Source organism: Promicromonospora citrea (assembly GCF_013004695.1).
In the GTDB taxonomy this organism is placed as follows: domain Bacteria; phylum Actinomycetota; class Actinomycetes; order Actinomycetales; family Cellulomonadaceae; genus Promicromonospora; species Promicromonospora citrea.
The window spans coordinates 1-25201 of sequence record NZ_JABEMG010000044.1 but is presented as its reverse complement, the minus strand read 5'-3'; the positions used below and the strand labels follow the sequence as shown (position 1 = coordinate 25201).

Sequence of the window (25201 nt, the reverse complement as noted above, 5' to 3'; positions counted from 1 at the left end):
AGGTAGTCAGCCGGCGAGGTAGTCATCTGGCGAGGTAGTCACGCAGCGAGGTAGTCACCGGGCTCACGCTGGGTGACTACCTCGCCAACTGACTACCTCGCCACGTGACTACCTCGCCAACTGACTACCTCGGCAGCGTGTAGCGGGTGTGCATCTCGTAGTCCTTCTCCGGGCCCGTCACGTGCCAGGTTAGCTCCCACGACGTCGCGGGCCCGTCCGGCACGTCGACGTCGCCGCGGTACAGATCGCGGCCGCACGCGTGCTCGACCCTGCCCGGCGTCCACGGGTGGAAGTCGCGACCGTCCTCGAAGAGGACCCGCCAGGACGCCGATCCCGACGCACGGACCAGGTACAGCGTCCGCGACACCGGTGTGCTGCCCGACTCCCACCGCAGCGTGCCGTGCTCGTCCCAGCGGACGCGCCCGTCGTCCTCGCGCCGCAGCGTGGCCTGGCCGGTCACGGTGTACCGGGCGCCGTCGGCATGCACGACCTCGCGGTCGAGGTCCCAGGTGCCGACCAGCCGGAGAGGACTCACGGCGCCGATCCTACGCGCCCGCTCGGGACGCCCCGGAGCATGCGCACGCATGGTCCAGGATGGACCCCATGACGTCGACAGAGCAGACGAGCCGGCAGCCCGGCGCCGACCTCGACCCCGCCAACCCCTTCGCCGCCCCCTGGGCTCTGCCGTACGGGCTGCCCGACTTCGCCGCGATCCGCGAGGAGCACTACGAGCCCGCGGCGCTCGCGGGCATGGCGGCCCACCGCGCCGAGGTCGAGGCGATCGCCACCAACCCGGAGCCGCCGACCGTGGAGAACACGCTCGAGGCCCTCGAACGGTCCGGCAGCCTGCTCGACCGCGTGCTCACGGCGTTCCACAGCGTCCTGTCCGCCGACTCGACGCCCGGGCTCGAGGACATCCAGGAACGGCTCGCGCCCCTGCTCGCCGCGCACGAGGACGCCGTCGACCTCGACGCCCGGCTGTACACCCGGGTCAAGGCGCTCGCCGATGCGGCCGACACGGGCACCCTCACCCTCGAGCCCGACACCGCCTACCTGCTGCGGCGCCGCGTCACCCGGTTCGAGCGCTCGGGCATCGCGCTGCCCGAGCAGGAGCAGGCGCGCCTGCGCGAGCTCAACGCCCGCCTCACCACCCTCCAGGCGTCGTTCGGCCGCAAGCTCCTGGCCGGGGCCAACGAGGCCGGGGTGCTCGTGACCGACGAGACGCAGCTCGCCGGGCTCTCCGCCGACGCGCGCGCCGGCGCACGTGCCGCGGCGCAGGCCCGTGGGCAGGAGGGCTGGCTCCTGGAGATGCAGCTCTTCACGCACCAGAACGTGCTCGCCTCGCTCGAGGACGCCGACCTCCGCGAGCGGGTGCAGGCCGCCTCCATGGCGCGCGGCGCCACGGGCGGCGACACCGACACGCGCGAGGTGCTGCTCGAGATCGTCCGCCTGCGCGCCGAGCGCGCCCGCCTGCTCGGCTACGAGCACCACGCCGCGTACGTGGCCGCGGACACCACGGCGGGCAGCGCCGAGGCCGTCGCCGAGATGCTCGGCCGGCTCGCCCCGGCCGCCGTCGCGAACGCGCGCCGCGAGGCCGAGGCGCTCGCCGCGGTGGACGGCGCGCCGTCCGGCGGGGTGCGGGCCGCGGACTGGTCCTTCCTCAGCGAGAAGGTGCGCAAGGAGCGGTTCGACCTGGATGACGCCGCGCTGCGCCCCTACCTCGAGCTCGAGCGCGTCGTGCACGACGGCGTCTTGCGGGCCGCTCGCCTGCTGTTCGGGCTGTCGTTCACCGAGCGGACCGACCTCGCCGGCTACCACCCCGACGTGCGCGTGTTCGAGGTGTTCGACGCGCCGGAGCCGGGGGAGCCGGACACCGGACTCGGCCTGTTCCTCGGCGACTGGTACACGCGTGAGTCGAAGCGGGGCGGCGCGTGGATGAACAGCCTGGTGCGGCAGAACGCCCTGCTCGGCGAGCGGCCCGTGGTGATCAACAACCTGAACATCGTCAAGCCGCCGGCCGGCGAGCCCACCCTGCTCGTGTGGGACGAGGTCACCACGCTGTTCCACGAGTTCGGGCACGCGCTGCACGGCCTGCTCAGCGACGTGCGCTACCCGTCCCAGTCCGGCACGGCGGTGCCGCGCGACTTCGTCGAGTACCCCTCGCAGGTCAACGAGATGTGGGCCTGGGAGCCGCAGGTCCTCGCCGCGTTCGCCGTCCACCACGAGACGGGCGAGCCGATGCCCGCCCGGTGGGTCGAGACCATGCTCGCCTCGCGCACCTGGGGCGAGGGCTTCGCGACCACGGAGTACCTCGCCGCGGCCCTGCTCGACCAGGCGTGGCACCGCCTCACGCCCGAGCAGGTCCCCGCGTCCGCCGACGACGTGCTGTCGTTCGAGGCCACCGCGCTCGCGGACGCAGGTGTCGACCTCGCGGCCGTGCCGCCGCGCTACCGCACGACGTACTTCAACCACATCTTCGGCGGCGGCTACTCGGCCGGGTACTACTCGTACATCTGGTCCGAGGTGCTCGACGCCGACACCGTGGAGTGGTACCGGGAGAACGGTGGGCTGACGCGGGAGAACGGCGAGACCTTCCGGCGCCGGCTGCTGGCCCGCGGCGGGTCGCAGGACCCGCTCGCCTCGTTCGAGGACCTCCGGGGCCGCGCGGCGGACATCGCACCGCTGCTCGCGCGGCGCGGCCTGGCCTGAGCGGCGGCTCGCCCGAGCCACGGGACGGGCCGGCCCCGCGGACAGGACGGTGCGGACAGGACGGTGCGGACGGGGCAGCAGGTACGGTGGCGGCGTGACTTCGACCGCACCTGACCCCGCCCGCGCCGTCCCGACCGCCGCCGACGAGGTCGTCCGCATCTGTCAGGAGCTGATCCGGTTCGACACGTCGAACTACGGCACCGACGAGGGCCCGGGGGAGCGGGCCGCCGCCGAGTACGTGATGGAGCTGCTCCACGAGGTCGGCCTCGAGCCCGAGCTGTTCGAGTCCCGCCCCGGCCGCGCGTCCGTCGTCGTGCGGCTGGAGGGTCAGGACCCGGCCCGGCCCGCGCTCGTGCTCCACGGTCACCTCGACGTCGTGCCGGCCGCGAAGGACGACTGGTCGGTCGACCCGTTCGGCGGCGAGGAGACGGACGGCCTGCTGTGGGGCCGCGGCGCCGTCGACATGAAGGACATGGACGCGATGATCCTCGCCGTCGTGCGCCAGATGGCGCGCGAGGGCCGCAAGCCGTCGCGCGACGTCGTGGTGGCGTTCTTCGCCGACGAGGAGGCGGGCGGCGTGCACGGCGCCCGCTGGGCCGTCGACCACCGCCCCGAGCTCTTCGAGGGGGCCACCGAGGCGATCTCCGAGGTGGGTGGCTACTCGGTCGAGGTGGGCGGCAAGCGCGCCTACCTGCTCCAGACGGCGGAGAAGGGCATCGCGTGGCTCCGGCTGGTCGCCGAGGGGCGCGCCGGCCACGGCTCCCAGGTCAACGAGGACAACGCCGTCGCGGAGCTGGCGGCGGCCGTGGCCCGGATCGGGCAGCACGCCTGGCCGTACACGATCACGCCGACGGTCGAGGCGCTGCTGCGCGGTGTCGCCGACCTCACCGGACGACCGGTCGACCTCGCGGACCCGGCGTCGGTGGACGAGCTGGTCGCCGCCCTCGGGCCCGTGGCCAAGTTCGTGGGCGCGACGGTGCGCAACACGTCGAACCCGACCCAGCTCGAGGCGGGCTACAAGGCGAACGTCATCCCGGGTCGCGCGGAGGCGACGATCGACGTGCGGCTCCTGCCCGGGCAGGAGGAGGCAGGGATGGCGACGCTGCGCGAGCTCGCCGGGCCGCGCGTCCGGATCGAGCCGATCCACCTGGACACGGCCCTCGAGGTGCCGTTCAGCGGGTCGCTCGTCGACGCCATGGTGGCAGCGATCGACGCGGAGGACCCGGGGGCGACGGTGCTGCCCTACACGCTCTCGGGCGGCACGGACAACAAGTCGCTGCACCGGCTCGGCATCACGGGGTACGGCTTCGCGCCGCTGCAGCTCACCGGCGACCTCGACTTCGCGGGGATGTTCCACGGCGTCGACGAGCGTGTGCCGACCGAGGCCCTGAGGTTCGGCACGCGCGTGCTGGACCGCCTGCTGGCGACCTGCTGAACGCCGGTCGCGGGGCGGCCGTGGCGGCCGCCCCGCGACCGGGGGTCAGAGCGTCGAGCTGACCTTGATGATCTTGCGGCGCAGCCACACCTTGCGTCTGCCGCCGATGTAGAGACGGGTTCTCGCCAGCTCCCAGTGCCCGTACTCGGCTTCCTCGGTGAGCGCCCGGCGGGCGTCCGGCACCGTGGTGCCCGGGTCGAACGTCATGACGCGGTACTCGTACTGGCTGTGCTTGCGGAACAGGGAACCGTCTCTTGCCATGTGCACCGTCCTCTGGTCGCGGGTGGGGTCAGTTTATGCCGTTTTCGTGGCAGAGCGACGACGGGCTCCGATTTCGTGTGCCCATTGTGCTCCCGAGGGCGCTACCTTCAAGGCATGACCGTTGAACCGCGTGCCGCGCTCGACCGCCTCATCGCCGCTCTCGAGGCCCACCACCACGCGGTCGTCACTCGGCGGAGTGACGACGACCCTGCCGTCGACGACGCCTACGACGTGCTCGCCGACGCCTACGAGGTGTACGAGGAGTCCCTGGCCACGGTCTACGGCGAGGTGACGCCGTTCTACCTCGCCGACGAGGTGGACGACGACGATGACGACGACGAGGACGAGGACGACGATCTCGAGGACCTCGACCTCGACTTCGACGACGACCTCGAGGACCTCGACGACGACGCTGCCGAGGGGAGCGCGGCGGACCAGCCGCAGCCCGCCCGCCAGGGCTGAGCGGTCACCCGTGCGCCGGTCACCGGTGTCCGGGCCGGCCGGAGGTCACCAGCGTTCGGGGTAGCCGATGACGGGCGCCGACACGTCGTCGAGCGCCGCGTGCACCTCGTAGGGCAGCTCGAGCGACGCGGCCTCCAGCGACGAGCGCAGCTGGGCGGGCGTCCGCGCGCCCAGGATCGCCGAGGCGACGCCGTCGCGCTCGAGCAGCCACGCGAGCGCGACCTCGCCGGGCGTGCGGCCCAGGCCCTCCGCCGCGGTGGCGACGGCCTCGACGACGGCGGACGCCGACTCCTCGAGGTAGGGCTGCACGAAGCCGGCGAGCGCCCCCGCCGCGCGGGAGTCCGCCGGGATGGCGCGCCGGTACTTGCCGGTGAGCACGCCGCGGCCCAGCGGCGACCACGCGAGCAGGCCCGCGCCGACGGCGTCGGCGGCCGGGAGCACGTCGCGCTCGACGCCGCGCTGCAGCAGCGAGTACTCGAGCTCGACGGCCGCGAGGCCGACGTCGGGCTCGAGGAAGCCGGCGGCGCGTGCCGTCGCCCACCCGGGGTGGTTGCTCAGGCCCACGTACCGGGCGCGGCCGCTCGTGACGGCGATGCGCAGCGCGCCCGCCGTCTCCTCGAGCGAGGTGTTCGGGTCGGGGCAGGCGACGAGGAAGAGGTCGACGTGGTCGGTGCCCATGCGGGCCAGCGACTCGTCCAGGGTGTCCAGCAGCGCGCCGCGCGAGGCGTCCACGACGCGGCCGGGGCCGTCCGCGCGCGCCTCGGTACGGATCCCCGCCTTGGTGGTCAGGACGAGCTCGCGGCGGTCCACCTTGCCGGACAGCAGGGTGCCGATGACGCGCTCCGCGTCGCCGTCGGCGTAGCTGGCCGCGGTGTCGAGCAGGCTGCCGCCCGCGTCGAGGAAGTCCTTCACCTGTTCCGCCGCGTCGATCTCGTCGGTGTCGCGGCCCCATGTCATGGTCCCGAGCCCGAGCTCGGAGACCCGCAGGCCGGAGGCGCCCACGCGACGTCGTTCCATGGACGGCAGGCTACCCGCGCGGCTCGCCCGTGCGTCCGGAGGCGCGCCGTTGGGGTAGTGTCACCGCCCGTGACTGCGTGGGAAGCGATCCTTCTTGGCCTGGTGCAGGGCCTGACCGAGTTCCTCCCGATCTCCTCCTCTGCGCACCTGCGCATCGTCGGTGAGCTGATCGGGTCCAGCGATCCGGGGGCCGCGTTCACCGCGATCACGCAGATCGGCACCGAGGCGGCGGTCATCATCTACTACCGGAAGAAGATCGGCGCGATCCTCGTCGCGTGGTTCCGGGCGCTGACCGGCAGGAACGGCTCGGGCTGGCGCGCCCGCACGGGCCTGGGCCCCCGGCCGGGCTCCGTCGACGTGCGGCACGGCCGTGCGGGCGTCGTCGCGGACCACGACGCCGCGATGGGCTGGTACATCATCCTCGGCTCGATCCCGATCGTGGTGCTCGGCCTGCTGTTCGAGGACTACATCGAGACCACGCTGCGCAACCTGTGGCTCACCGTGGTCACGCTCGCGTTCTTCGGCCTGCTGCTCCTCCTGGCCGACGTCTTCGGCCGCCAGGAGCGCGAGCTGACGTCCCTGACCGGTCGCAGCGCGCTCTTCTTCGGCTTCGCGCAGGCGCTCGCCCTCGTGCCGGGCGTGTCCCGGTCGGGCGGCACCATCACGGCGGGCCTCACCATGGGCTTCAGCCGCAAGGCCGCGGCGGACTACTCGTTCCTGCTCGCGCTGCCCGCCGTGCTCGGGTCGGGCTTCTACCAGCTGTTCAAGACGCTCGGCGAGCCGCTGCCGGCCGGTGCGCCCGGCTGGGGCGCCACCGCGATCGCGACGCTCGTCGCCTTCGGTGTCGGCTACGCCGTCATCATCGGGTTCCTCAAGATCATCGGGAACTACTCGTACAAGCCGTTCGTGTTCTACCGCTTCGCGCTCGCGGGCGTGGTCGTCTGGCTGCTCATGTCGGGCACGATCGACGCGCACGGCGGGGTCGCGTAGACCACACCTCGGCGGCGCCCGCCGGCGCCTCCGATGGTCAAGGGCTGTCGGTGGCGGCGGTTATCGTTGGGGCCGTGCACGCCTGGCCCACGCCCCAAGTCCCGCAGCTCCCCGGCTCCCCGTCGGCGGCGCCGATCCGGGTCCACGACTCGTCCACCGGTGAGCTCGTGGAGGCGGCGCCCGGGCCGCAGGCCCGCCTCTACGCGTGCGGCATCACGCCCTACGACGCGACGCACATCGGGCACGCCAACACCTACGTCGCCTTCGACCTGCTGGTGCGCGCCTGGCTCGACGCGGGCAAGGAGGTCGTCTACGCCTCGAACGTGACCGACGTCGACGACCCGCTGCTCGAGCGCGCGCAGGAGACCGGCGTGGACTGGCGCGAGCTGGCCGCGTCGCAGGTCGCCCTGTTCCGCGAGGACATGACGGCGCTCGGCGTCGTGCCGCCGCGCACCTGGACCGGCGCGGTCGAGTCGGTGCCCGACGTCGCGCGCGCCGTCACCGCCCTCCTGGAGTCCGGCGCCGCCTACCGGGTGCCTCTCGAGCCCGGAGCCGGCGGCGACGCCCCCGACCTGGGGGACGTCTACGCCGACCTCACGGCCGACCCGGACTTCGGCGGCGTCGCCCGCCTGGACCGCGCGCAGGCGCTGGCCACGTTCGCCGAGCGCGGCGGCGACCCGGACCGCGACGGCAAGAAGGACGCGCTCGACCCGCTGCTGTGGCGGCGCGAGCGCCCGGGCGAGCCCGCCTGGGACGGCGGCCCGCTCGGTACGGGCAGGCCCGGCTGGCACATCGAGTGCGCCGTGATCGCGCGCGACGGCCTCGGGCTGGGCGGCGCGGACCGGCCGGGCGGTGCGCGGTTCGACGTGCAGGGCGGCGGCTGCGACCTCCTGTTCCCGCACCACGAGATGTCGACGTCCCACCTGCGGCTGCTCACGGCGGGGGAGGGCGTGCAGCCCGTCGCGGCGCGGACGCACGTGCACGCGGGCCTGGTGGCCTACCAGGGCGAGAAGATGAGCAAGTCGCTCGGCAACCTCGTGCTGGTCTCCCGCCTGCGCGAGGCCGGGCACGACCCGATGGCGATCCGCCTCGCGCTGCTGGCCCACCACTACCGCACCGAGTGGGAGTGGGACGATGCGACGTCGCTCGCGCGCGGCGAGGCACGCCTCACGCGGTGGCGCGACGCGGTCTCGGGCAACGGCGGTCCGTCGGCCGACGAGACGCTCGAGCGGATCCGTGCGGCGCTCGCCGACGACCTCGACGCGCCCTCGGCGCTGGCCGCCGTCGACGCGTGGGCCGAGCTGGCGCTCGACCCCGCCCGGGACACCTCGCAGGACGAGGAGGGTGCGCCCGGCGTCGTCGCGCGGGCGGTGAACGCCCTGCTCGGAGTGCGTCTCTGACGTTCCGGGGGTGCCCCTGCGGGGCCCGGGCAACCAGGTAGCCGATGGCCGCGGCAAACGCTTTCCGGGTTAGTTTTGGCCCCTGCTTCCGTTTGCATTTAACCCGGGGCAGGATGGGCGCATGACGGAGTACGAGGAAGACTTCACGGGTGAGACCCGGGTCACCGTCACGACGACGCCCCGGTGCAGCACGCGGTATCGCGTCGTACGCAACGGACCGGGGTACACGCCGGTCTACGACCGCGTCGAGGACGCAGCGCGGTGTCTCGAGACGTGGGTCGGCTACCACGGTCCTGACGCAGGAGTACGGATCGAGCCGATCCCGGCCGGCGCCTGAACCCGTACCGGACGGTGAGCACGGACGGATGAGCACGGACGGATGAGCACGGACGGACAGCACGAGGCCTGAGCCCCGCGGGGCTCAGGCCTCGTGCCGTCCGGGGGTCGCGGGTCCGCCCGCGACCGGTCAGAGCCCGGGCGTGTCCTTGCCGCCGTCCTTGCCGCCGATGTCCCGGCGGCGCAGGTAGCGCTCGAACTCGCGCGCGATGGCGTCACCGGACGCCTCGGGCAGCTCCGCGGTGTCCTTGGCCTCCTCGAGCTGGGCGACGTACTCGGAGATCTCCGAGTCCTCCGAGGCCAGCTCGTCCACGCCGTGCTGCCACGCCGCCGCGTCGTCGGGCAGCTCGCCCATCGGGACCGACTCGCCGAGGATCTCCTCGACACGGGTCAGGATGGCCAGGGTCGCCTTGGGGGAGGGCGGGTTGGCCACGTAGTGGGGCACCGCCGCCCACAGGCTCACCGACTGCAGGCCGCGCTCGGACGCCTCGTGCTGCAGCACGCCGACGATGCCCGTGGGGCCCTGGTAGGTGTTGGCCTCGATGTCGAGCACGGACTGCAGGCCCACGCTGTCCGACGTCGCGGTCATCGGGATCGGGCGCGTGTGCGGCACGTCGGCCAGCAGGGCGCCCAGGGTGATCACGGTGCGCACGCCGAGCTCCTCCGCGACCGTCAGGAGCTCGTCGCAGTACTTGCGCCACCGCATCGACGGCTCGACGCCGTGCACCAGCACGACCTTGCGCTCGCCCACCTGCGCCACCGACACGGAGGTCGTCGGCCAGCTGATCGAGCGCTTGCCGTCCTCGTCCAGCGAGATGTACGGCCGGTTGACCTGGAAGTCGTGGAACTCCTCGGGGTCGAGCTCCGTCACCTTCTCTGCGCCCCACACCTCGGCGAGGTGCGTGAGTGCCGTGGTGGCGGCACTGCCCGCGTCGTTCCAGCCCTCGAAGGCAGCGAGGAGCACGGTCTGGCGAGGCGAGGCCTGCTCCGGCTGCTCGTGATGCGCGTCGGTCATTGCCCCAGCCTAGGGCGTGGGGAGCGCGGCGTGGCGAGAGGCACCACCGCGTTCGCGGACGGGCGAATCGGCGTGTCGCGGCTCAGAGGGCGGGCACGCCGGCCCGCAGCGCGCCGCGGACCTGCACCTCGACGCCGCGCCACGTGCCGCTCCACAAGGTGTACCCGGGCTCGACCATGCGCTGGTCGATCGCGTGGTCGAGGCCGAGGGCACGGGCGATGCTCTCGCCGTCGTCCAGGTGCCAGGGCTGCAGGCAGACCCGCTCCGGGGTGACCGTCAGCACCTCGATCCAGTCGGCGCGCACGTGCCGGAGGAGGTCGATGACGTCGCCGAGCCGTTCGGTGACCGACTGCGAGGCAATGGGGTTCACGAGACTCTCCGGGGCGGGCGGGATCGGGTCACTTCCACTGTGCTCACTGCGGGCTCACGGCCTGCACACCTACTGTGCGGTGCCTGTCCGGGACGTGCCATCGGCAGCGCGCGGGACGTTTCGGTGATAGATACGTCCCTTGGGGGTGAAGCGTGTGAGGAACCAACGACTGGTCGCCGCGATGGCGCAGGCAGGTCTGAGCCAGGTGCGCCTGGCCGCCGCCGTGGGCGTGGACCCGAAGACGGTGGAGCGCTGGGTGGTGCAGGGCCGTACCCCGCACCCGCGGCACCGCGTGGCCGTGTCCGACGCGCTGGGGTGCGACGCCGCGGCGCTGTGGGGCGACGCCGACCGGGCCGAGGCGGCGACCCAGGAGATCGTCGGGGTGTACCCGGCGCGCCGCGCCGTCCCGTCGGGAACGTGGCGCGCGTTCCTCGCGGGCGTGGAGCAGCGGTTCGAGCTGCACGCGTTCGCCGCGACATTCCTGCCCGACCAGACGCTCGACCTCACCGCGGAGATCGTCTCCATGGCGGCGCGCGGCGTGCGGGTGCGGCTGCTGCTGGGCGACCCCGACGGCGCCGCCGTCGCGGTGCGCACCCGGGAGGAGGGCGGCACCGGCCTCGCCGGGCGCATCGCGCTCGTGCTGTCCTACCTCGCGCCGGCGCTCGGCACGCCCGGCGTCGAGGTGCGGCTGCACGACAGCACCCTGTACGCCACGACGTTCCGGTTCGACGACGACCTGCTGGTCAACACGCACGTCTGGGGGGCGCCTGCGGGCGCGAACCCCCTGCTCCACCTCAAGGACGGGCCGGAGGCGGCGATCGTGCCCGCCTACCAGGCCGGGTTCGAGCGGGTCTGGAGCATCGCGCAACCACTCGACGCATGGCCCCGGACGGAGGACTCGGACAGGGTGGCGTGATGGCGCGCTACGACTACTTCGACGACCCCGCCGCGCCGCCCGTGAACTCGGTCGTCCCGTCGGTCACGGTCGCGGTGCGCGACGACGTCGGACGGCTGCTGCTCATCCACCGCACCGACAACGACCTCTGGGCCCTGCCCGGCGGCGGCATCGATCCGGGCGAGACCGTGCGTCAGGCCGGGGTGCGGGAGACGGAGGAGGAGACCGGCTACCGCGTGCGGATCACGGGCCTCGTGGGGATCTACACCGACCCCCGGCACGTCATCGTGTACTCGGACGGCGAGGTGCGCGCCCAGTTCTCGATCTGCATGCGCGGCACGCTCACGGGCGGCGTCGCCCGGACGTCGGCGGAGTCCAGCGAGGTCGTCTGGCAGCAGGTGGACCGGCTCGGTGACCTCGCCATCCACCCGTCGATGCGGCTGCGGATCGCGCACGCGGTGGACCCGACGCGCACGGAGCCGTACCTCACCTGACGCCGGACCTGACGCCGGGTCCTGTCCTGGCGCCTGCCTCCTAGGGGGCCGGCCGCTCCAGCCGGCGCTCGACGCGGGCGACCAGCTGCCGCAGCCCGGGCTCGGCGTGCTGCATGCTGCGCCACACGAGGTGCCCCGGCGGGTAGCGGTCGTAGATGTGGGCGAACCGCTCGTCCACCGTGACCGCGTCGCCGCGTGCGGAGGTGGTGATGTCGCAGTAGGTGAGCAGGTCCAGCAGGTCCCCGGACGGCTCCGGGAACTCGTCGCTCAGCCGGTGGTCCAGCCCGCGCTCCGCGGCCTCGACCGTCGCCGACGTGTGGTGCGCGACCAGGCCGGTCAGTGCGTCCGGTGCCCCGAGCGAGCGCAGGTAGCGGGCGCCGTCGAGCTGGTGCAGGCCCGTGTCGCGCGCGGCGGCGGCATACCCCACGTCGTGCAGGTAGGCGGCCGTGACCAGCAGCGCGGGGCGGTCCAGCGCCCGCGCCACGTGCTCGGCCCGCCGCCCGACACCGAGGGAGTGGGCGAGCCGGTCGGAGCCCGGGTCGAAGACCTCGGCCAGCAGGGCCTGGGCACCCGCGGGGTCGATCTCCCGCGGGGTGTTTCCTCGCATCGGTTCACCGTAGGCCGCGTCGTGCCGGTCGGCGCGACGGACCGTCGTGCTCCGCGGCGTGGTCAGCACGGTGGTCGGCATGGTCCGGGTCGATGTGCGCATGAAGGCCCCCCGCCGTCACAGCTCCGGTCGTCCGTTGACCATCCAGTCACGGACCATCGCGGTCGCGCGGCGGTGGCCCGCCAGCGCGTCCTCGCGCGTCGCGTACAGCTCCGCGTACTGCTCGGTGCAGTCGAGCCTGTCGTCCGGGGCGAGCACGCCGTCGGGGTCGAGCCGCTCGACGAACACCATCGTCTCGTAGATCATCGGGGTGTGGTGCGGGTCGTCGGCGTGCACCGGCGCCGCGGGGTCGACCCCCGTCCAGACCGTCGACACGTGGTAGAACCCGACGACGTCGCGGGCCACGTGCCCGCTGCCCGCGCCCAGGCGCAGCACCGACCACTGGTCCTGCGTGATCGGGTTGCCGTCCAGGTCGTAGTACGTGCGCTGCGAGAGGCGCTCGAAGAAGTCGGGTCCGAACACGCTGTGCATCCCCCTTCGCTCGCGGCCCGGCCGGGCCGGCAGGCCGTCGATCGAGGGTCAGCATCGCGTACCCGGCCCGTCTGCGCGCGGTGGGGCGGTGGAGCGGCCCGCGCGGTGCGGCGTGGCGGGAGGTGCCCGGCGGGTCACCGGGCGTGTCGCGGGTGAGCTTCGCTAGGGTCACCGGCTGTGACCAGGTCTGTGACCAGCACGTCCGTCGTTCCCGCTGTCGTTCCTCCCTGCCCGGTGGCCGCATGAGGGGCGGGCTCGGGCAGCTCACCGCCGTCGTCCGTGGGCTCGTGGGCAGGGAAGCGGGCAGGGACGGGGTCGAGCCTGCCGACCGGCTCGACCGCTGGCGTACCCGGGACTGGCACGCCGCGCTGCTGGACCTGCCGCTCGACGAGCGGACGTACGAGGCCCGGTTCCGGGCGCCGCGGGCCCGGGAGATCGAGGACCTCTGGGCCTGGTGGACGGGGGCGGGGGAGGACCCGGACGGTTCCGGGGCGGCGACCCGGCCGGGTCCGGTCGCCCGCGGGTACCTCGGCGTCTACCTGCTCACGCTCGTGGCCGTGCACTGTTCCGACCGGGTGCGGTTCCACGGTGACGCGCGGCGCGAGGTCACGGTGGCCGGCGTCACGGCGGAGGACCTGAGCCGACGGCTCGTCGCCGATCCCGCCGTCCGGCGGGCGCTCGTCGCGCTCCACGCCCCGGCCGAGGTGGCCGGCCGGACGGGGTCGCCGGCCGAGCGGGAACGAGGCGAGCGGGCACGGCGCGAGTGGGACGGCCTCGATCTGGACAGCCTCGAGTTCTACCGGCACGGGACGACGTCCTTCATCCTCACGGGGCGGTGTGCGGAACCTGTCAGGGGCCGGACCGTCCGGTTCGCGCTGAAGTGCGTGATCCACCCGTACCTCGCGCTCCCGGCGATCGCCGAGGCGACCAGGGGCTACGCGTCCGAGCACGGTCGGCCGGACGCGACGGAGGGCTCGCCGGCCGCGCCGGTGTGGGCGAGCCACGACAGCTGGATCCTCATGGACCTGATCGAGGGTCCGACCCTCGAGGAGTACCTGGCGCACAGGTCGACGGGGCGTCCGGACCCCGCCCGCGAGATCCTGCGCCCGGTCGACACCGAGGCGCTGCGGCAGGTGGGCGCCCCGCTCCTGCGAGCGCTGGCCGAGCTGGAGGGCGAGGGGCGGCGGCACGACGACCTGGCGCCGTCGAACATCATCGTCGGCACCGACGGCGCGGGCGGCCTGCGCCTCCGCTTCGTCGACCTCGGCGTGAACCACCTGCACAGCCGCTCGATCCCGGGTGCGCTGCCGGGCGACGGCGCCTACGTCGCGCCCGAGGTGCGCCAGGACGGCACGAGCCACAGGGACGCCGACCTCTACTCGCTCGGCATGCTGCTCGTCGCGATCGCGGGTATCCCGCACACCGCCGACGGCACGGTGCCCGACCAGTTCTACGTCGCGTCGGTCGGACTGGCCCGGCTGCTGGAGGACCTGACCGACGCCGACCCGCGGCGCAGGCTCCTCGTCGTGCCCGTCGACCCGGCGCGCAACCGGTTCGAGCAGATCCTGCGGGTGTTCGAGGACGAGGTGGAGATCCTCGAGCAGGACGGGCGCGACCGCCCGCGTGGCCGGTTCCAGCGCGTGCGCGACCTCTCGCCCGGGGCGGGGACCGTCGGGCGCCAGCGACGCATGCTGCAGGTGCGCAGCGCGCAGGCGGCGCGCGCCACCGGCACGGCCGCCCACGTCGTGCACCTGCGCCAGGCGCGTCGTCTGCGCCGGTGGGCGTGGGCGTGCGCGGTGCTCCTGTGGGGCGTCACGGCGCTCGCGCTCACGTGGTGGTCCCGCGACCTGGGGCTCTCGTGGCAGGCGCGGTGGTTCGACGTCCTGGACGACGTGTCCGGCCGCGTGCTGCCGGATCTCGCGTTCCTCGACGACGTCCGGTCCGCCGGGTCGCCGGTGCCCGACCTCCTGGGCAACCTGCCCGTACGTCTCGTGACCGTCACCTTCGCGCTGGTGTGCGCTCGGCTGTACCTCAACGTGTTCGCCGAGGTGAGCACGATCGTCGCGCCCGTGCGGGGTTCCCGGCCGCCCGTGCGCGCGGTGGTGGCGGAGGCAGGCCTGCGCTCGCTCGCCGTGCTCCCCGCGTTCTACGCCCTGGTCCCGACGCTCCTGCACCGGGACCTCTGGCCGGTGTTCACGTTCGTCGGGATCCTCACGGTGGCTCTCGTGGTCCAGGCGTGCCTCGGGTTCGCGCACGACGCCAACGAGCGCGCCCGCGCGGCCGGGCTCTCGTCGGTGCCGCGCGGCGAGGTCCCCACGCTCGGCCGGCTGGAGGGGTGGCAGCCCGTCGTGGCGTTGTACCTCGTCCCGGTCGCCGTCATCGGCACGCTGCTGATGCTCGACGTGGTCCAGGACGAGCTCGTCTACGCCGGCTTCGTCAGCCTCATCAATGTCGGCATCTTCTATCTCAAGAGCGCGGGTACGGACGCGCCCATGATCCGCGCCGGGCTGGGGCGCGCGGTGCTCGCCGCGGAGCGCCTCGAACGTCTGCGGGGGGAAACCCGTCGCGCTGAACGAGATCCGAGGTGATTTGTGCCGAAATATCCGATAACTCCGCACGGGATCACACCGGTCGACGCGCGCGCCCCGGGAAGTCCGGGTGAGTATGAACGAATGCTCAACCTGCGAAACCACCGGCCGCTGTTCACGGCCGTCGGTGCCGTGCTCGTCGCGAGCACCGGGACCGGCATCGCCTGGTCCCAGGGCGGCGGCCACCGAGCGCCCGCCGACCAGCTGCTCGATGCCGTGGAGCACAGCGAGTCGACGATGCGCGGCTACCTCGACGAGGTGGGGGCCCGGTTCGACGAGATCGAGTCCGCCTCGGAGCCTGCCGAGCAGCAGCAGCTCGCCGCGGACCTCATGGCGGACGTGCCGGAGATCGCCGAGGACGTGCGGGACGAGGTCCTCGCCGCCCGCCAGGAGGCCACGGCGGTCGACCTGCCGGACGGCGGTGACCTCGACCGGGCGCGTGACGCCTACGTGGCCCACATGGACGCGTGGATCACGGAGTACGAGGAGGCGATCGTGACGCCTGCCGGGGTCGTCGAGATCGAGCCCGAGGTGAACGAGACGTTCGACGAGGCGGTCGCCGCGTTCGAGCGGACGGAGCTCGAGCGCGGCCAGGCGCGCCGCATGGAGAACCTGCTGGCCGACTGAGCCGGCACGGCTGTCCGCCCGCGGTCCGGCCGGGGTCCCCGGCCACCTACGATGAGGCCGTGCCCCGCGATCTCCCCGACATGCCCGCCGCCGTCCTCTTCGACATGGACGGCACCCTCGTCGACACCGAGCCGTACTGGATGCGCGCCGAGCGCGAGATCGTCGCACAGCACGGCGCGACGTGGACGCACGAGGACGCGCTCGCCGCGGTCGGCCAGGCGTTGCCGACCACCGGCACCATGCTGCGCGACGCCGGCGTCCGGCTCGAGCCCGCCGAGATCGTGACGTGGCTCGTCGCCCGCGTCAACGAGCAGCTCCGTGAGCGGGTGCCGTGGCGCCCCGGCGTGCCCGAGCTGCTCGCGGACCTGCGCGGGGCCGGCGTGCCGTGCGCGATCGTCACGATGTCCTACCGCAGCCAGGCGGAGGTCGTGGCCGCGGGCGTACCGGCGGGTACCTTCGCGCGCCTGGTGACGGGCGACGAGGTCGAGCGCGGCAAGCCGGACCCGGAGCCGTACCTGACCGGTGCCCGGCTGCTGGGCGTGCGGCCCGAGGACTGCGTGGCGATCGAGGACTCCGGTCCCGGCATCACGTCGGCGCTGGCGTCCGGCGCGCGCACGCTGGGCGTGCCCGCCGAGGTGCCCCTGCCGCCGCGTCCCGGCCTCAGCCGGGCGGCGTCGCTCAAGCAGGTCGACCTGGGTGTGCTGCGGCAGATCGCCGCGGGCGAGGTCGTGGACCTGCTGGGGGACTGATCCGGGGAGTGTCGCGGAGTCCGGCACGGTGCCCGGCGTCGGCCGGGCTCAGCCGGTGATGCCCAGCCGCAGCGCGACCGCGCCCTCGGGGATCTCGGGCGGTGTACCGCCGAACTCGGGGCACAGCTCCTGGTGCGCGCACCAGCCGCACAGCTTGGACCGGCGCGTGGGCCAGTGGCCGCTGCGGGCCGACTGCTCGATCCCCGACCAGATCGCACGGATCTTCTGCTCGGTGTGCTCGAGGTGCTCGGTCGTCGGCTCGCCGCGCAGCACCTGCCCGTCGCCGAGGTAGACGAGCTGCAGCATCGCGGGCAGCACCCCGCGCTCGCGCCACAGCACCAGGCCGTAGAACCGCATCTGGAACACGGCTGACGACTCGTACCCCGGACGCGGCGAGCGGCCCGTCTTGTAGTCGACCACGCGGACGGCGCCGTTCGGCGCCACGTCCAGGCGGTCGACGATGCCCCGCAGCAGCGGGCCGCCGTCGAGCTGTGACTCGACCAGCATCTCGCGCTCCGCGGGCTGGAGGCGGTTCGGGTCCTCGAGCGTGAAGTACGTGCCGAGCAGGGAACCGGCGCCCGCGAGCCAGCCCGCGCGGTCCTGCCCGTCCGGGCCCACGCCGTCGGTGAACAGCGAGGCGTACCGCTCGTCGGCCTCCAGCAGCCGGTCCCACTCGGCGGGCAGCAGGTCGTGTGCCGCGGCGAGCGTGCGCTCGCCCAGCGGGGCGTCGTACAGCCGCTCCAGGACCGCGTGCACCAGCGTGCCGCGCGCCGCGGCGGCCGACGGCGGCTCCGGCAGCCGGTCGACGGTGCGGAACCGGAACAGCAGCGGGCACTGCATGAAGTCGTTGGCGCGCGAGGGGGAGAGCGCGGGCGGCCTGGACGGCGCCGTCACAGCGGGTGCCGCGGGTGCCGTACCAGTCGTCAGGCCCTGCTCCGGGCCCACCTCCGTCGTCGTCATGCCCCCACCCTAGGTGCGGCCACCGACATCCCCCCGCAGCCGTCCACAGCGTGCCGCCGTCACCCGTGCCCCCGGCCGGATAGGTTGGTCCGGTGAGCACACCGGAGCCCGCCTCCAGCCCCGCACCCCGGCGCGCGCCCGCCCCGCAGCGCTCGAAGGGGTTCGTCGTCGGGCGCGTCGCCGGCGCGCCCGTGATCGTCACGCCGTCGTGGTTCCTCGCCGCGGTCGCGCTGACCTTCCTCTTCCTGCCCAGCGTGCAGGCGCGCGCGCCGCACCTCGGTGCGGGCGCCTACCTCGTGGCGTTCGTCTTCGTGCTGCTGCTGTTCGCCTCCGTGTTCCTGCACGAGGTGGCGCACGCGCTGGTCGCCCGGGCGCGCGGACAGAAGGTGACCGAGCTCGCGGTGACCCTCTGGGGCGGCCACACCGCCTACACCGGCGGTCTGCGCGGCCCGCTGGACGGCATCCTCGTCGCCGTGGTCGGCCCGCTGACCAACCTGGTGCTCGCGGCGGGCTTCTGGTTCGCCTTCCAGGCCTCGCCGGTGCTGAACGTCGCGACGTACCTGCTCTGGGCGGGCGCGCTGTCGAACGCGTTCGTCGGCTTCTTCAACCTGCTCCCGGGCCTGCCGCTGGACGGAGGACAGATCCTCGAGTCGCTCGTGTGGGCCGTGACCGGGCGGCGCACCACCGGGACGGTGGCCGCCGGCTGGGTGGGCCGCGTCGTCGCCGTCGGCGTGCTCGTGTGGGCGCTGGTGCTGCCGATCGTGCAGGGGGGCGGTCTCGACATCATGACCGTCGTCTGGTCGGCGCTCATCGGCGCGTTCCTCTGGGCCGGTGCCGGCGCGGCGATCACCAACGGCCGGCGCCGCGAGGCGGTCGAGGGGCTCTCGGCGGGCGTGCTCGCCGTGCCCGTGCTCGTGCTGCCGCTCGGTTCGACGGTGGCGGACGCGTTCAGCGCCCGCGCCGCCGCGGACAGGCCCCGTCGCGTCGTGGTCGTGGGGCACGGGGAGGTGCCGCTGGCCGTGGTCGACGACGACGCGGCCGCGGCCGTGCCGGAGGCGTCCCGGGCCGTCACGCAGGTCGACGCGGTCGCCGTGCCCTTCGTCCGCGGCTCCGAGGTGGCGACGGGCCTCGCGGGCACCGACCTGCTGGACCACCTGGCCGGCCGGTCGGGCGGTGCCCGGCTCGTCCCCGTGGTCGACGGTGGGCGCGTCACGGGCGTGCTCGACCTCGCCGACGTCGCCCGGGCGATCCGCGCCGCCTGACCCGCGCGGCCCGACCCGGCCCCAGCGCCTAGGATGGTCCGTCGTGACCACACCCACCGACAGCCCCACCGCCACCGGTGCGCAGCAGCGCCGCGGCCCGTTCCGCGTGGGCGACAAGGTCCAGCTGACCGACCCCAAGGGCCGCCTGCACACCATCACACTGCAGCCCGGCGGCACGTTCCACACGCACAAGGGTTACTTCAAGCACGAGCAGCTCATCGGGCAGCCCGAGGGCAGCGTCGTGACCAACACGGCCGAGGTCGAGTACCTCGCCCTGCGGCCGCTGCTGTCCGACTACGTGCTGTCCATGCCGCGCGGTGCCGCCGTCGTCTACCCGAAGGACGCCGCCCAGATCGTCGGCATGGCCGACATCTACCCGGGTGCCCGCGTCGTCGAGGCGGGCGTCGGCTCCGGCGCGCTGACCATGTCGCTCCTGCGCGCCGTCGGCGACGCGGGCCACGTGCACTCCATCGAGCGCCGCGAGGACTTCGCCGCCATCGCGCGCGGCAACGTCGAGACGTTCTTCGGCGGGCCGCACCCGGCGTGGGAGCTGTCGGTCGGTGACCTCGCCGACGTGCTGCCGCAGGTCGCCGAGCCCGGCTCGGTCGATCGGGTCGTGCTGGACATGCTCGCGCCGTGGGAGAACGTCGACGCCGTCGCCCGCGCGCTCGTCCCCGGCGGCGTGCTCGTCTGCTACGTGGCCACCACGACGCAGCTTTCGCGCACAGCGGAAGACCTGCGCGCCGACGGCCGGTTCGCGGAGCCCGCGGCCTTCGAGACGATGGTCCGGGGGTGGCACCTCGAGGGCCTGGCGGTCCGGCCGGAGCACCGGATGATCGGCCACACCGGCTTCCTGATCACGGCCCGCCGGCTGGCCGACGGCGTCGTCGCACCGGAGCGGAAACGGCGTCCTGCCAAGGGTGCGTACCCGGCGGCGCCCGACGGGGAGTGGACGCCGGAGGATCTCGGCGAGCGCGCCGTGTCGGACAAGAAGGTCCGCAAGGTGCGCCGTGACCTGGGCGTTGCGCCGCAGGACGGCGACGCCCCGCCCGCGTGAACGGCCTGTAACGATCGGGTACTCCGCACGTCTCAAACGGGTGTTCTTACTCCCGGTGTGTCGGTGACTGTGCTTAGAGTGCTGTTCTCGGAGGCGTTTGCGTCATATGGTCGCCTCCCGGGCCCTACGAGAGGGGATGTCATGACCGAGAGCACGTCAGGCTACAACCATCCCGAGAACGAATCTTTGCCGAGCCGCGACTACGAGCGCCAGATCGCCCTCCTCTCAGCCAAGAACGAGCGTCTCGCGGAAGCCCTCCGCGCGGCGCGCGACCAGATCGTCGAGCTCAAGAAACAGCTCGACGACCTGGCCAAGCCGCCGGGGACGTACGCCGTGTTCCTGGGCGCCCACCCCGACGGGTCGGTGGACATCTCGTCGGCGGGTCGCAAGATGCACGTCTCCGCGAGCCCCAGCCTTGACGTCACGCGCCTGCTTCCCGGGCAGGAGGTGAAGCTGAACGAGGCGATGACCGTGGTCGGTGCCGGCGACTACGAGCGCACGGGCGAGCTGGTCACCGTCAAGGAGCTGCTGGGCGGCGACCGCGTGCTCGTCGTGGGCCGCGCCGACGAGGAGCGCGTCGTGCGGCTCGCCGGGTCGGTCATGGACGTGCCCCTGCGCGTGGGTGACTCCCTGACCGTCGACACCCGCAGCGGGTTCGTCTTCGAGGTCGTGCCCAAGTCCGAGGTCGAGGAGCTGGTCCTCGAGGAGGTCCCGGACATCCAGTACGAGGACATCGGTGGCCTGGGCCCGCAGATCGAGGCGATCCGGGACGCGGTCGAGCTGCCCTTCGCGCACCCCGACCTCTTCCGCGAGCACGGGCTGCGCCCGCCCAAGGGCGTCCTGCTGTACGGCCCGCCCGGCTGCGGCAAGACGCTCATCGCCAAGGCCGTCGCCCACTCGCTGGCCGGGATGGTCGCGCGCGCCAACGGCGGCAACCCCGAGGTGAAGAGCTACTTCCTCAACGTCAAGGGCCCCGAGCTCCTCAACAAGTACGTGGGCGAGACCGAGCGGCACATCCGCCTGATCTTCGCCCGCGCCCGGGAGAAGGCCAGCCAGGGCATGCCCGTCGTCGTCTTCTTCGACGAGATGGAGTCGCTGTTCCGCACGCGCGGCACCGGTCTCTCCTCGGACGTCGAGACGACGATCGTGCCGCAGCTGCTCGCCGAGATCGACGGCGTCGAGCGGCTCGACAACGTCATCGTCATCGGCGCCTCCAACCGCGAGGACATGATCGACCCCGCCATCCTGCGGCCCGGCCGCCTGGACGTGAAGATCAAGATCGAGCGGCCGGACGCCGAGGGCGCCAAGGAGATCTTCGGCAAGTACCTCACCAAGGAGCTGCCGGTCCACCAGGACGACCTCGCCGAGTACGGCAACAACGTCAGCGAGGCCCTGGACGGCATGATCACGTCGGTCGTCGAGCGCATGTACTCCGAGGACGAGGAGAACCAGTTCCTCGAGGTCACCTACGCGTCGGGCGACAAGGAGACCCTGTTCTTCAAGGACTTCAACTCGGGCGCCATGATCCAGAACGTCGTGGACCGGGCCAAGAAGAACGCGATCAAGGACTTCCTGTCCACCGGTCAGAAGGGCATCCGCGTGGAGCACCTGCTGACCGCGTGCGTCGACGAGTTCAAGGAGAACGAGGACCTCCCGAACACGACCAACCCCGACGACTGGGCCCGCATCAGCGGCAAGAAGGGCGAGCGCATCGTCTTCATCCGCACGATCGTCCAGAAGAAGGGCGAGGGTTCGACGCCGCGCACCATCGACACCGTCCAGAACACCGGTCAGTACCTCTGACGACCATCGGGACAGGGTCCGTGCCCGCCGCTCGGCGGGCACGGACCCTACCTCACCAACGGGACTACTCCGGCATAGGGTGGTGGACGTGAGCGTGCGTCGAGTGATGGGTATCGAGACCGAGTACGGAGTGCTGCAGCCGGGCCGCCCCCTGGCCAACCCCATGCTGCTGTCGAGCCAGGTGGTGACGACCTACCGGGCGATCTCCACGCGGGAGGACGGCCGGGGCGCCAAGGCCCGCTGGGACTACGACGACGAGGACCCGCTGCAGGACGCGCGCGGGTTCCACCTCGACCGTGCCTCGGCCCAGCCGTCGATGCTGACCGACGACCCGACGGCGCCCGCGCCGCCGGGCCCCGTGGACGGGCCTGCGCACGGCCCGGTGACCGGGCAGGTGCCGGTCGTCGAGCCGGGCGTGCCCGGCCGCGGTCGCCGCCGCAACGGCTCGACGCAGGAGGTCGAGCGTCCGCCCGCGGAGGACTACGACGACCCGAGCGCGGCGAACGTGATCCTCACCAACGGCGCGCGCCTGTACGTCGACCACGCCCACCCCGAGTACTCCTCGCCCGAGGTCATGACGCCGCAGGACGTGGTGCGCTGGGACGTGGCGGGCGAGCGCGTCATGCTCGCCGCGCTGCGCGAGCTGTCGTCGTTCCCGGGCAGCGAGGTCGTGCTCTACAAGAACAACGTGGACGGCAAGGGCGCGAGCTACGGCACCCACGAGAACTACCTCGTGGACCGCGCGCTGCCCTTCACCACGCTCGCCGAGCTGATCACGCCGTTCCTCGTCACGCGCCAGGTGTTCGCCGGGTCGGGCCGCGTCGGGCTCGGCGTCACGAGCGGCACCGCCGGCTACCAGATCTCGCAGCGCGCCGACTACATCGAGGCCGAGATCGGCCTGGAGACCACGCTGCGGCGGCCGATCGTCAACACGCGCGACGAGCCGCACGCGGACCGCCAGCGGTGGCGCCGCCTGCACCTCATCATGGGCGACGCGAACTGCATGGAGGTGCCGACCTACCTCAAGACCGGCACGACGTCGCTCGTGCTGTGGGTGCTCGAGCACCTCGACGAGCTCGCCGACGCCGGCGTGGACGCCCGCGCGGAGCTCGGCGCCCTGCGGCTGCTCTCACCGGTCACGGACGTGCAGAAGGTCTCGCGCGACCTCGACCTGTCCGCACCGCTCGACCTGGCCGACGGCCGCACGATGACGGCGCTCGAGATCCAGGGCGAGGTGGCCGACGTCGTGCGGCGCTCGCTCAAGGTGCTCGGCACGGACGCGGAGTCCGACGCGGTGCTGGACCGCTGGGCCTCGGTGGTCGAGCGGCTCGGCACCGACCCGGCCTCGTGCGCGCGGGAGGTGGAGTGGCTCGCCAAGCTGCGGCTGCTGGACCGCCTGCGCTCGCGTGACGGCCTCGACTGGGGCCACCCGCGCCTGCACGCCATGGACCTGCAGTGGTCCGACGTGCGGCCGGAGCGCGGCATCTACCACCGACTGCTGGCCAAGGGCGCCGTCGACCGCGTCGTCGACGAGGAGAGCGTCGCCCGCGCCGTGCAGCACCCGCCGACCGATACGCGCGCCTACTTCCGCGGCGAGGTGATGGCGCGGTACGGGGACCAGGTCTCGGCGGCGAGCTGGGACTCGGTCATCTTCGACGTCGACGGCACGCAGGCGCTGCAGCGCGTGCCGATGCTCGACCCGACGCGCGGCACCCGCCGCCACATCGGCGCGCTGCTCGAGGCGAGCCCCGACGCGAGCGCGCTGTTGGCGGGACTCTCCGGACGGAGGTGACGGGGGATGTCGGTGTCACCGCCTAGTGTCGGGACCTAGCGAAGCCTAGGCTTGCGGACCAGCGTTACGTCAGAGAATCACCAGGAGGCGATCATGGCCGGTCAGGAAAGAATCAACCCGTCACACGAGGACCGCACTCCGGACGACGACGTCGAGACGCCGGCGCCGGCCGCCGCGTCCGCCCAGAAGGACGACGACGAGGTCGACGCCCTGCTCGAGGAGATCGACGAGGTGCTGGAGACGAACGCCGAGTCGTTCGTGCGTGGATTCGTCCAGAAGGGTGGGCAGTGAACCTGAACGCAGACCGCACCGCAGGACGACTCCCGGACGCCTTCCTGCGTCCGGGATCGTCGTCCTTCGTGGACTTCCTGGCCGAGCACGCCCCCGACCGGCTGCCCGGGAACCGCACCGTGCCCGCGGGCACGACGGACCCGGCGGCCCTGTCCCCGCACGCGACGACCATCGTGGCCGTGACCTTCGAGGGCGGCGTGCTCCTCGCGGGTGACCGCCGCGCGACCGCGGGCCCGATGATCGCCAGCCGGAGCATCGAGAAGGTGTTCCCGGCCGACGAGTACTCGGCGGTCGGCATCGCGGGCTCCGCGGGCATCGGCCTGGAGCTGGTGCGCCTGTTCCAGCTCGAGCTGGAGCACTACGAGAAGATCGAGGGCTCGCTGCTGTCCCTCACGGGCAAGGCGAACCGCCTGGCGACCATGCTGCGGGGCAACCTGTCCATGGCGATGCAGGGCCTCGCGGTGGTGCCGCTGTTCGCGGGCTACGACCTGGACAAGGGCGTCGGCCGCATCTTCAGCTACGACGCCACCGGCGGGCGGTACGAGGAGCACGAGCACCACGGCGTGGGCTCGGGCTCGCTGTTCGCGCGCGGCGCCCTGAAGAAGCTGTGGCGGCGCGGCATGGACGGCGACGACGCGGTCCGGGTGGCCGTCGAGGCGCTGTACGACGCGGCGGACGACGACTCGGCGACGGGCGGGCCCGACACCGTCCGTGGCATCTTCCCCGTGGTCGCGCTCGTGACGGCCGACGGGTACCGGCGGGTCGGGGACGACGAGGTGGCGCGCTTCGCCCAGGAGATCGTGGAGCAGCGCCGGGAGAGGGGGAACCTCGCATGAACATGCCGTTCTACGTCTCGCCCGAGCAACTGATGAAGGACCGGGCGGACTTCGCCCGGAAGGGCATCGCGCGCGGCCGGTCCGTCGTGGTGCTCGCCTACGCCGGCGGCATCGCGTTCGCCACGGAGAACCCGTCGCGGGCGCTGCACAAGATCTCGGAGATCTACGACCGCATCGGCTTCGCCGCGGTGGGCAAGTACAACGAGTTCGAGAACCTGCGGGTGGCCGGCGTGCGCTACGCCGACATGCGCGGGTACTCCTACGACCGGTCCGACGTGACGGCCCGCGGCCTGGCGAACGCGTACGCGCAGACGCTCGGCACGGTGTTCATCACGGAGTCCAAGCCGCTCGAGGTCGAGATCGTGGTCGCGGAGGTGGGCGCGCAGCCCGCCGACGACCAGATCTACCGCCTCACCTACGACGGCACGGTGGCCGACGAGCACGGGTTCGTCGTCATGGGCGGCCAGGCCGAGCAGCTCGGCCGGAAGGTCAAGGAGGGCTGGCGCGAGGACCTGTCGCTGGGGGAGGCGCTGCGGCTGGCCGTCGCGGCGCTCGGCTCGGGCGAGGGCGGCACGCCCCGGACGATCGAGGCGGCGCAGCTCGAGGTCGCGGTCCTGGAGCGCGACCGGCCGCGGCGCGCGTTCCGGCGGCTCACCGGCCAGGTGCTGGCCGACCTGCTGGCCGAGGGGGCCGACGGGTCGATCTCCACCCTGC

The 25201-nt window shown here is 73.1% G+C and carries 26 protein-coding genes; 18 read left to right on the top strand and 8 right to left on the bottom strand.

All coding sequences use genetic code 11. The annotated features are described in order from the left end of the window. Window positions 1–124 precede the first annotated feature (124 nt). On the bottom strand, window positions 125–535 hold the full coding sequence (locus tag HLB15_RS10675; protein WP_171105408.1) for a DUF6314 family protein: 411 nt from the start codon (window positions 533–535) through the stop codon (window positions 125–127). 68 nt (window positions 536–603) lie between these two features. On the opposite strand from HLB15_RS10675, the gene HLB15_RS10670 reads away from it, so the two are divergent. Together HLB15_RS10670 and HLB15_RS10665 are read left to right on the top strand one after the other, a co-directional pair. Then, a complete protein-coding gene (locus tag HLB15_RS10670) occupies window positions 604–2709 on the top strand; it encodes a M3 family metallopeptidase (RefSeq protein ID WP_171105405.1) in 2106 nt (701 codons plus the stop codon). A gap of 94 nt (window positions 2710–2803) precedes the next feature. Beyond that, the gene (locus tag HLB15_RS10665; protein ID WP_171105403.1) at window positions 2804–4144 is read left to right on the top strand and encodes a M20/M25/M40 family metallo-hydrolase; all 1341 of its coding nucleotides are present in this window, start codon (window positions 2804–2806) and stop codon (window positions 4142–4144) included. Between the two features lie 45 nt (window positions 4145–4189). Here HLB15_RS10665 and HLB15_RS10660 read toward each other — a convergent pair whose 3' ends face one another. Further along, on the bottom strand, window positions 4190–4405 hold the full coding sequence (locus tag HLB15_RS10660; RefSeq protein WP_171105401.1) for a DUF5703 family protein: 216 nt from the start codon (window positions 4403–4405) through the stop codon (window positions 4190–4192). A gap of 114 nt (window positions 4406–4519) precedes the next feature. Between HLB15_RS10660 and HLB15_RS10655 the strand changes: the two genes are divergently transcribed. After that, complete coding sequence (locus tag HLB15_RS10655; protein WP_171105398.1) at window positions 4520–4867, top strand: primosomal protein; 348 nt, start codon at window positions 4520–4522, stop codon at window positions 4865–4867. A 45-nt stretch (window positions 4868–4912) separates the two neighbouring features. Here the strand turns inward: HLB15_RS10655 and HLB15_RS10650 are convergent, their stop codons facing one another. Beyond that, on the bottom strand, window positions 4913–5884 hold the full coding sequence (locus tag HLB15_RS10650) for an aldo/keto reductase (protein WP_171105396.1): 972 nt from the start codon (window positions 5882–5884) through the stop codon (window positions 4913–4915). 69 nt (window positions 5885–5953) lie between these two features. Here HLB15_RS10650 and HLB15_RS10645 point away from each other — a divergent pair, with 69 nt between their 5' ends. The 3 genes from HLB15_RS10645 to HLB15_RS10635 all read left to right on the top strand — a co-directional run bounded on the left by HLB15_RS10645 (window position 5954) and on the right by HLB15_RS10635 (window position 8611). Further along, window positions 5954–6874 (top strand): undecaprenyl-diphosphate phosphatase, encoded by a 921-nt coding sequence (locus HLB15_RS10645; RefSeq protein ID WP_171105394.1) that lies wholly within the window; start codon window positions 5954–5956, stop codon window positions 6872–6874. A gap of 74 nt (window positions 6875–6948) precedes the next feature. Beyond that, entirely contained in the window at window positions 6949–8274 is a 1326-nt protein-coding gene (mshC, locus tag HLB15_RS10640; protein ID WP_171105392.1) for a cysteine--1-D-myo-inosityl 2-amino-2-deoxy-alpha-D-glucopyranoside ligase, read from the top strand. Window positions 8275–8395: 121 nt separating this feature from the next. Continuing rightward, window positions 8396–8611 carry a hypothetical protein gene (locus HLB15_RS10635; RefSeq protein WP_171105389.1) on the top strand — a complete coding sequence of 72 codons (216 nt, stop codon included), beginning with the start codon at window positions 8396–8398 and terminating at the stop codon, window positions 8609–8611. A gap of 129 nt (window positions 8612–8740) precedes the next feature. Here the strand turns inward: HLB15_RS10635 and HLB15_RS10630 are convergent, their stop codons facing one another. Continuing rightward, the gene (locus tag HLB15_RS10630; RefSeq protein ID WP_171105388.1) at window positions 8741–9625 is read right to left on the bottom strand and encodes a PAC2 family protein; all 885 of its coding nucleotides are present in this window, start codon (window positions 9623–9625) and stop codon (window positions 8741–8743) included. An 82-nt stretch (window positions 9626–9707) separates the two neighbouring features. Then, the gene (locus tag HLB15_RS10625) at window positions 9708–9995 is read right to left on the bottom strand and encodes a hypothetical protein (RefSeq protein WP_171105386.1); all 288 of its coding nucleotides are present in this window, start codon (window positions 9993–9995) and stop codon (window positions 9708–9710) included. A gap of 154 nt (window positions 9996–10149) precedes the next feature. Between HLB15_RS10625 and HLB15_RS10620 the strand changes: the two genes are divergently transcribed. Both HLB15_RS10620 and HLB15_RS10615 read left to right on the top strand, forming a co-directional pair. Next, entirely contained in the window at window positions 10150–10911 is a 762-nt protein-coding gene (locus tag HLB15_RS10620) for a helix-turn-helix domain-containing protein (RefSeq protein WP_171105384.1), read from the top strand. Continuing rightward, entirely contained in the window at window positions 10911–11384 is a 474-nt protein-coding gene (locus HLB15_RS10615) for an NUDIX hydrolase (protein WP_171105381.1), read from the top strand. The genes HLB15_RS10620 and HLB15_RS10615 overlap by 1 nt, the downstream gene beginning before the upstream one ends. 40 nt (window positions 11385–11424) lie before the next feature. Here HLB15_RS10615 and HLB15_RS10610 read toward each other — a convergent pair whose 3' ends face one another. Both HLB15_RS10610 and HLB15_RS10605 read right to left on the bottom strand, forming a co-directional pair. Next, the gene (locus HLB15_RS10610) at window positions 11425–11991 is read right to left on the bottom strand and encodes an HD domain-containing protein (RefSeq protein WP_171105379.1); all 567 of its coding nucleotides are present in this window, start codon (window positions 11989–11991) and stop codon (window positions 11425–11427) included. Between the two features lie 117 nt (window positions 11992–12108). After that, a complete protein-coding gene (locus HLB15_RS10605) occupies window positions 12109–12513 on the bottom strand; it encodes a hypothetical protein (RefSeq protein ID WP_171105377.1) in 405 nt (134 codons plus the stop codon). Window positions 12514–12764: 251 nt separating this feature from the next. Here HLB15_RS10605 and HLB15_RS10600 point away from each other — a divergent pair, with 251 nt between their 5' ends. From HLB15_RS10600 to HLB15_RS10590, 3 genes are all read left to right on the top strand, one after another. Next, on the top strand, window positions 12765–15110 hold the full coding sequence (locus HLB15_RS10600; protein WP_171105374.1) for a protein kinase domain-containing protein: 2346 nt from the start codon (window positions 12765–12767) through the stop codon (window positions 15108–15110). An 84-nt stretch (window positions 15111–15194) separates the two neighbouring features. Further along, complete coding sequence (locus tag HLB15_RS10595; protein ID WP_171105372.1) at window positions 15195–15737, top strand: hypothetical protein; 543 nt, start codon at window positions 15195–15197, stop codon at window positions 15735–15737. A gap of 59 nt (window positions 15738–15796) precedes the next feature. Beyond that, a complete protein-coding gene (locus HLB15_RS10590) occupies window positions 15797–16486 on the top strand; it encodes an HAD family hydrolase (RefSeq protein ID WP_229785677.1) in 690 nt (229 codons plus the stop codon). A 48-nt stretch (window positions 16487–16534) separates the two neighbouring features. On the opposite strand, the gene HLB15_RS10585 is transcribed toward HLB15_RS10590, so the two are convergent. Further along, window positions 16535–17446, bottom strand: coding sequence for a RecB family exonuclease (locus HLB15_RS10585; RefSeq protein WP_171105370.1), 912 nt, complete (start codon window positions 17444–17446; stop codon window positions 16535–16537). 92 nt (window positions 17447–17538) lie between these two features. Between HLB15_RS10585 and HLB15_RS24785 the strand changes: the two genes are divergently transcribed. From HLB15_RS24785 to prcA, 7 genes are all read left to right on the top strand, one after another. Continuing rightward, window positions 17539–18708 (top strand): site-2 protease family protein, encoded by a 1170-nt coding sequence (locus HLB15_RS24785; RefSeq protein ID WP_171105368.1) that lies wholly within the window; start codon window positions 17539–17541, stop codon window positions 18706–18708. 43 nt (window positions 18709–18751) lie between these two features. Then, the gene (locus HLB15_RS10575; protein WP_171105366.1) at window positions 18752–19765 is read left to right on the top strand and encodes a tRNA (adenine-N1)-methyltransferase; all 1014 of its coding nucleotides are present in this window, start codon (window positions 18752–18754) and stop codon (window positions 19763–19765) included. 141 nt (window positions 19766–19906) lie between these two features. Continuing rightward, window positions 19907–21568 carry a proteasome ATPase gene (arc, locus tag HLB15_RS10570; protein WP_171105364.1) on the top strand — a complete coding sequence of 554 codons (1662 nt, stop codon included), beginning with the start codon at window positions 19907–19909 and terminating at the stop codon, window positions 21566–21568. A gap of 106 nt (window positions 21569–21674) precedes the next feature. Continuing rightward, on the top strand, window positions 21675–23360 hold the full coding sequence (gene dop, locus HLB15_RS10565) for a depupylase/deamidase Dop (RefSeq protein ID WP_171105421.1): 1686 nt from the start codon (window positions 21675–21677) through the stop codon (window positions 23358–23360). Window positions 23361–23453: 93 nt separating this feature from the next. Further along, window positions 23454–23651, top strand: a complete 198-nt coding sequence (locus tag HLB15_RS10560) for a ubiquitin-like protein Pup (RefSeq protein WP_171105362.1) — start codon at window positions 23454–23456, stop codon at window positions 23649–23651. After that, window positions 23648–24487 (top strand): proteasome subunit beta, encoded by an 840-nt coding sequence (gene prcB / locus HLB15_RS10555; RefSeq protein WP_373291124.1) that lies wholly within the window; start codon window positions 23648–23650, stop codon window positions 24485–24487. The genes HLB15_RS10560 and prcB overlap by 4 nt, the downstream gene beginning before the upstream one ends. Beyond that, window positions 24484–25201, top strand: a 718-nt coding sequence (prcA, locus tag HLB15_RS10550; protein ID WP_171105360.1) for a proteasome subunit alpha, incomplete at its 3' end; no start/stop codon positions are given. The genes prcB and prcA, both read left to right, overlap by 4 nt.

Bases quoted from the DNA above. Each gene is read 5' to 3' on its own strand.
- HLB15_RS10670 (WP_171105405.1), top strand. From the start codon at position 604: ATGACGTCGACAGAGCAGACGAGCCGGCAGCCCGGCGCCGACCTCGAC.
- HLB15_RS10660 (WP_171105401.1), bottom strand. From the start codon at position 4,405: ATGGCAAGAGACGGTTCCCTGTTCCGCAAGCACAGCCAGTACGAGTAC.
- HLB15_RS10655 (WP_171105398.1), top strand. From the start codon at position 4,520: ATGACCGTTGAACCGCGTGCCGCGCTCGACCGCCTCATCGCCGCTCTC.
- HLB15_RS10650 (WP_171105396.1), bottom strand. From the start codon at position 5,884: ATGGAACGACGTCGCGTGGGCGCCTCCGGCCTGCGGGTCTCCGAGCTC.
- HLB15_RS10635 (WP_171105389.1), top strand. From the start codon at position 8,396: ATGACGGAGTACGAGGAAGACTTCACGGGTGAGACCCGGGTCACCGTC.
- HLB15_RS10630 (WP_171105388.1), bottom strand. From the start codon at position 9,625: ATGACCGACGCGCATCACGAGCAGCCGGAGCAGGCCTCGCCTCGCCAG.
- HLB15_RS10615 (WP_171105381.1), top strand. From the start codon at position 10,911: ATGGCGCGCTACGACTACTTCGACGACCCCGCCGCGCCGCCCGTGAAC.
- HLB15_RS10610 (WP_171105379.1), bottom strand. From the start codon at position 11,991: ATGCGAGGAAACACCCCGCGGGAGATCGACCCCGCGGGTGCCCAGGCC.
- HLB15_RS10600 (WP_171105374.1), top strand. From the start codon at position 12,765: ATGAGGGGCGGGCTCGGGCAGCTCACCGCCGTCGTCCGTGGGCTCGTG.
- HLB15_RS10595 (WP_171105372.1), top strand. From the start codon at position 15,195: ATGCTCAACCTGCGAAACCACCGGCCGCTGTTCACGGCCGTCGGTGCC.
- HLB15_RS10585 (WP_171105370.1), bottom strand. From the start codon at position 17,446: ATGACGACGACGGAGGTGGGCCCGGAGCAGGGCCTGACGACTGGTACG.
- arc (WP_171105364.1), top strand. From the start codon at position 19,907: ATGACCGAGAGCACGTCAGGCTACAACCATCCCGAGAACGAATCTTTG.
- dop (WP_171105421.1), top strand. From the start codon at position 21,675: ATGGGTATCGAGACCGAGTACGGAGTGCTGCAGCCGGGCCGCCCCCTG.
- HLB15_RS10560 (WP_171105362.1), top strand. From the start codon at position 23,454: ATGGCCGGTCAGGAAAGAATCAACCCGTCACACGAGGACCGCACTCCG.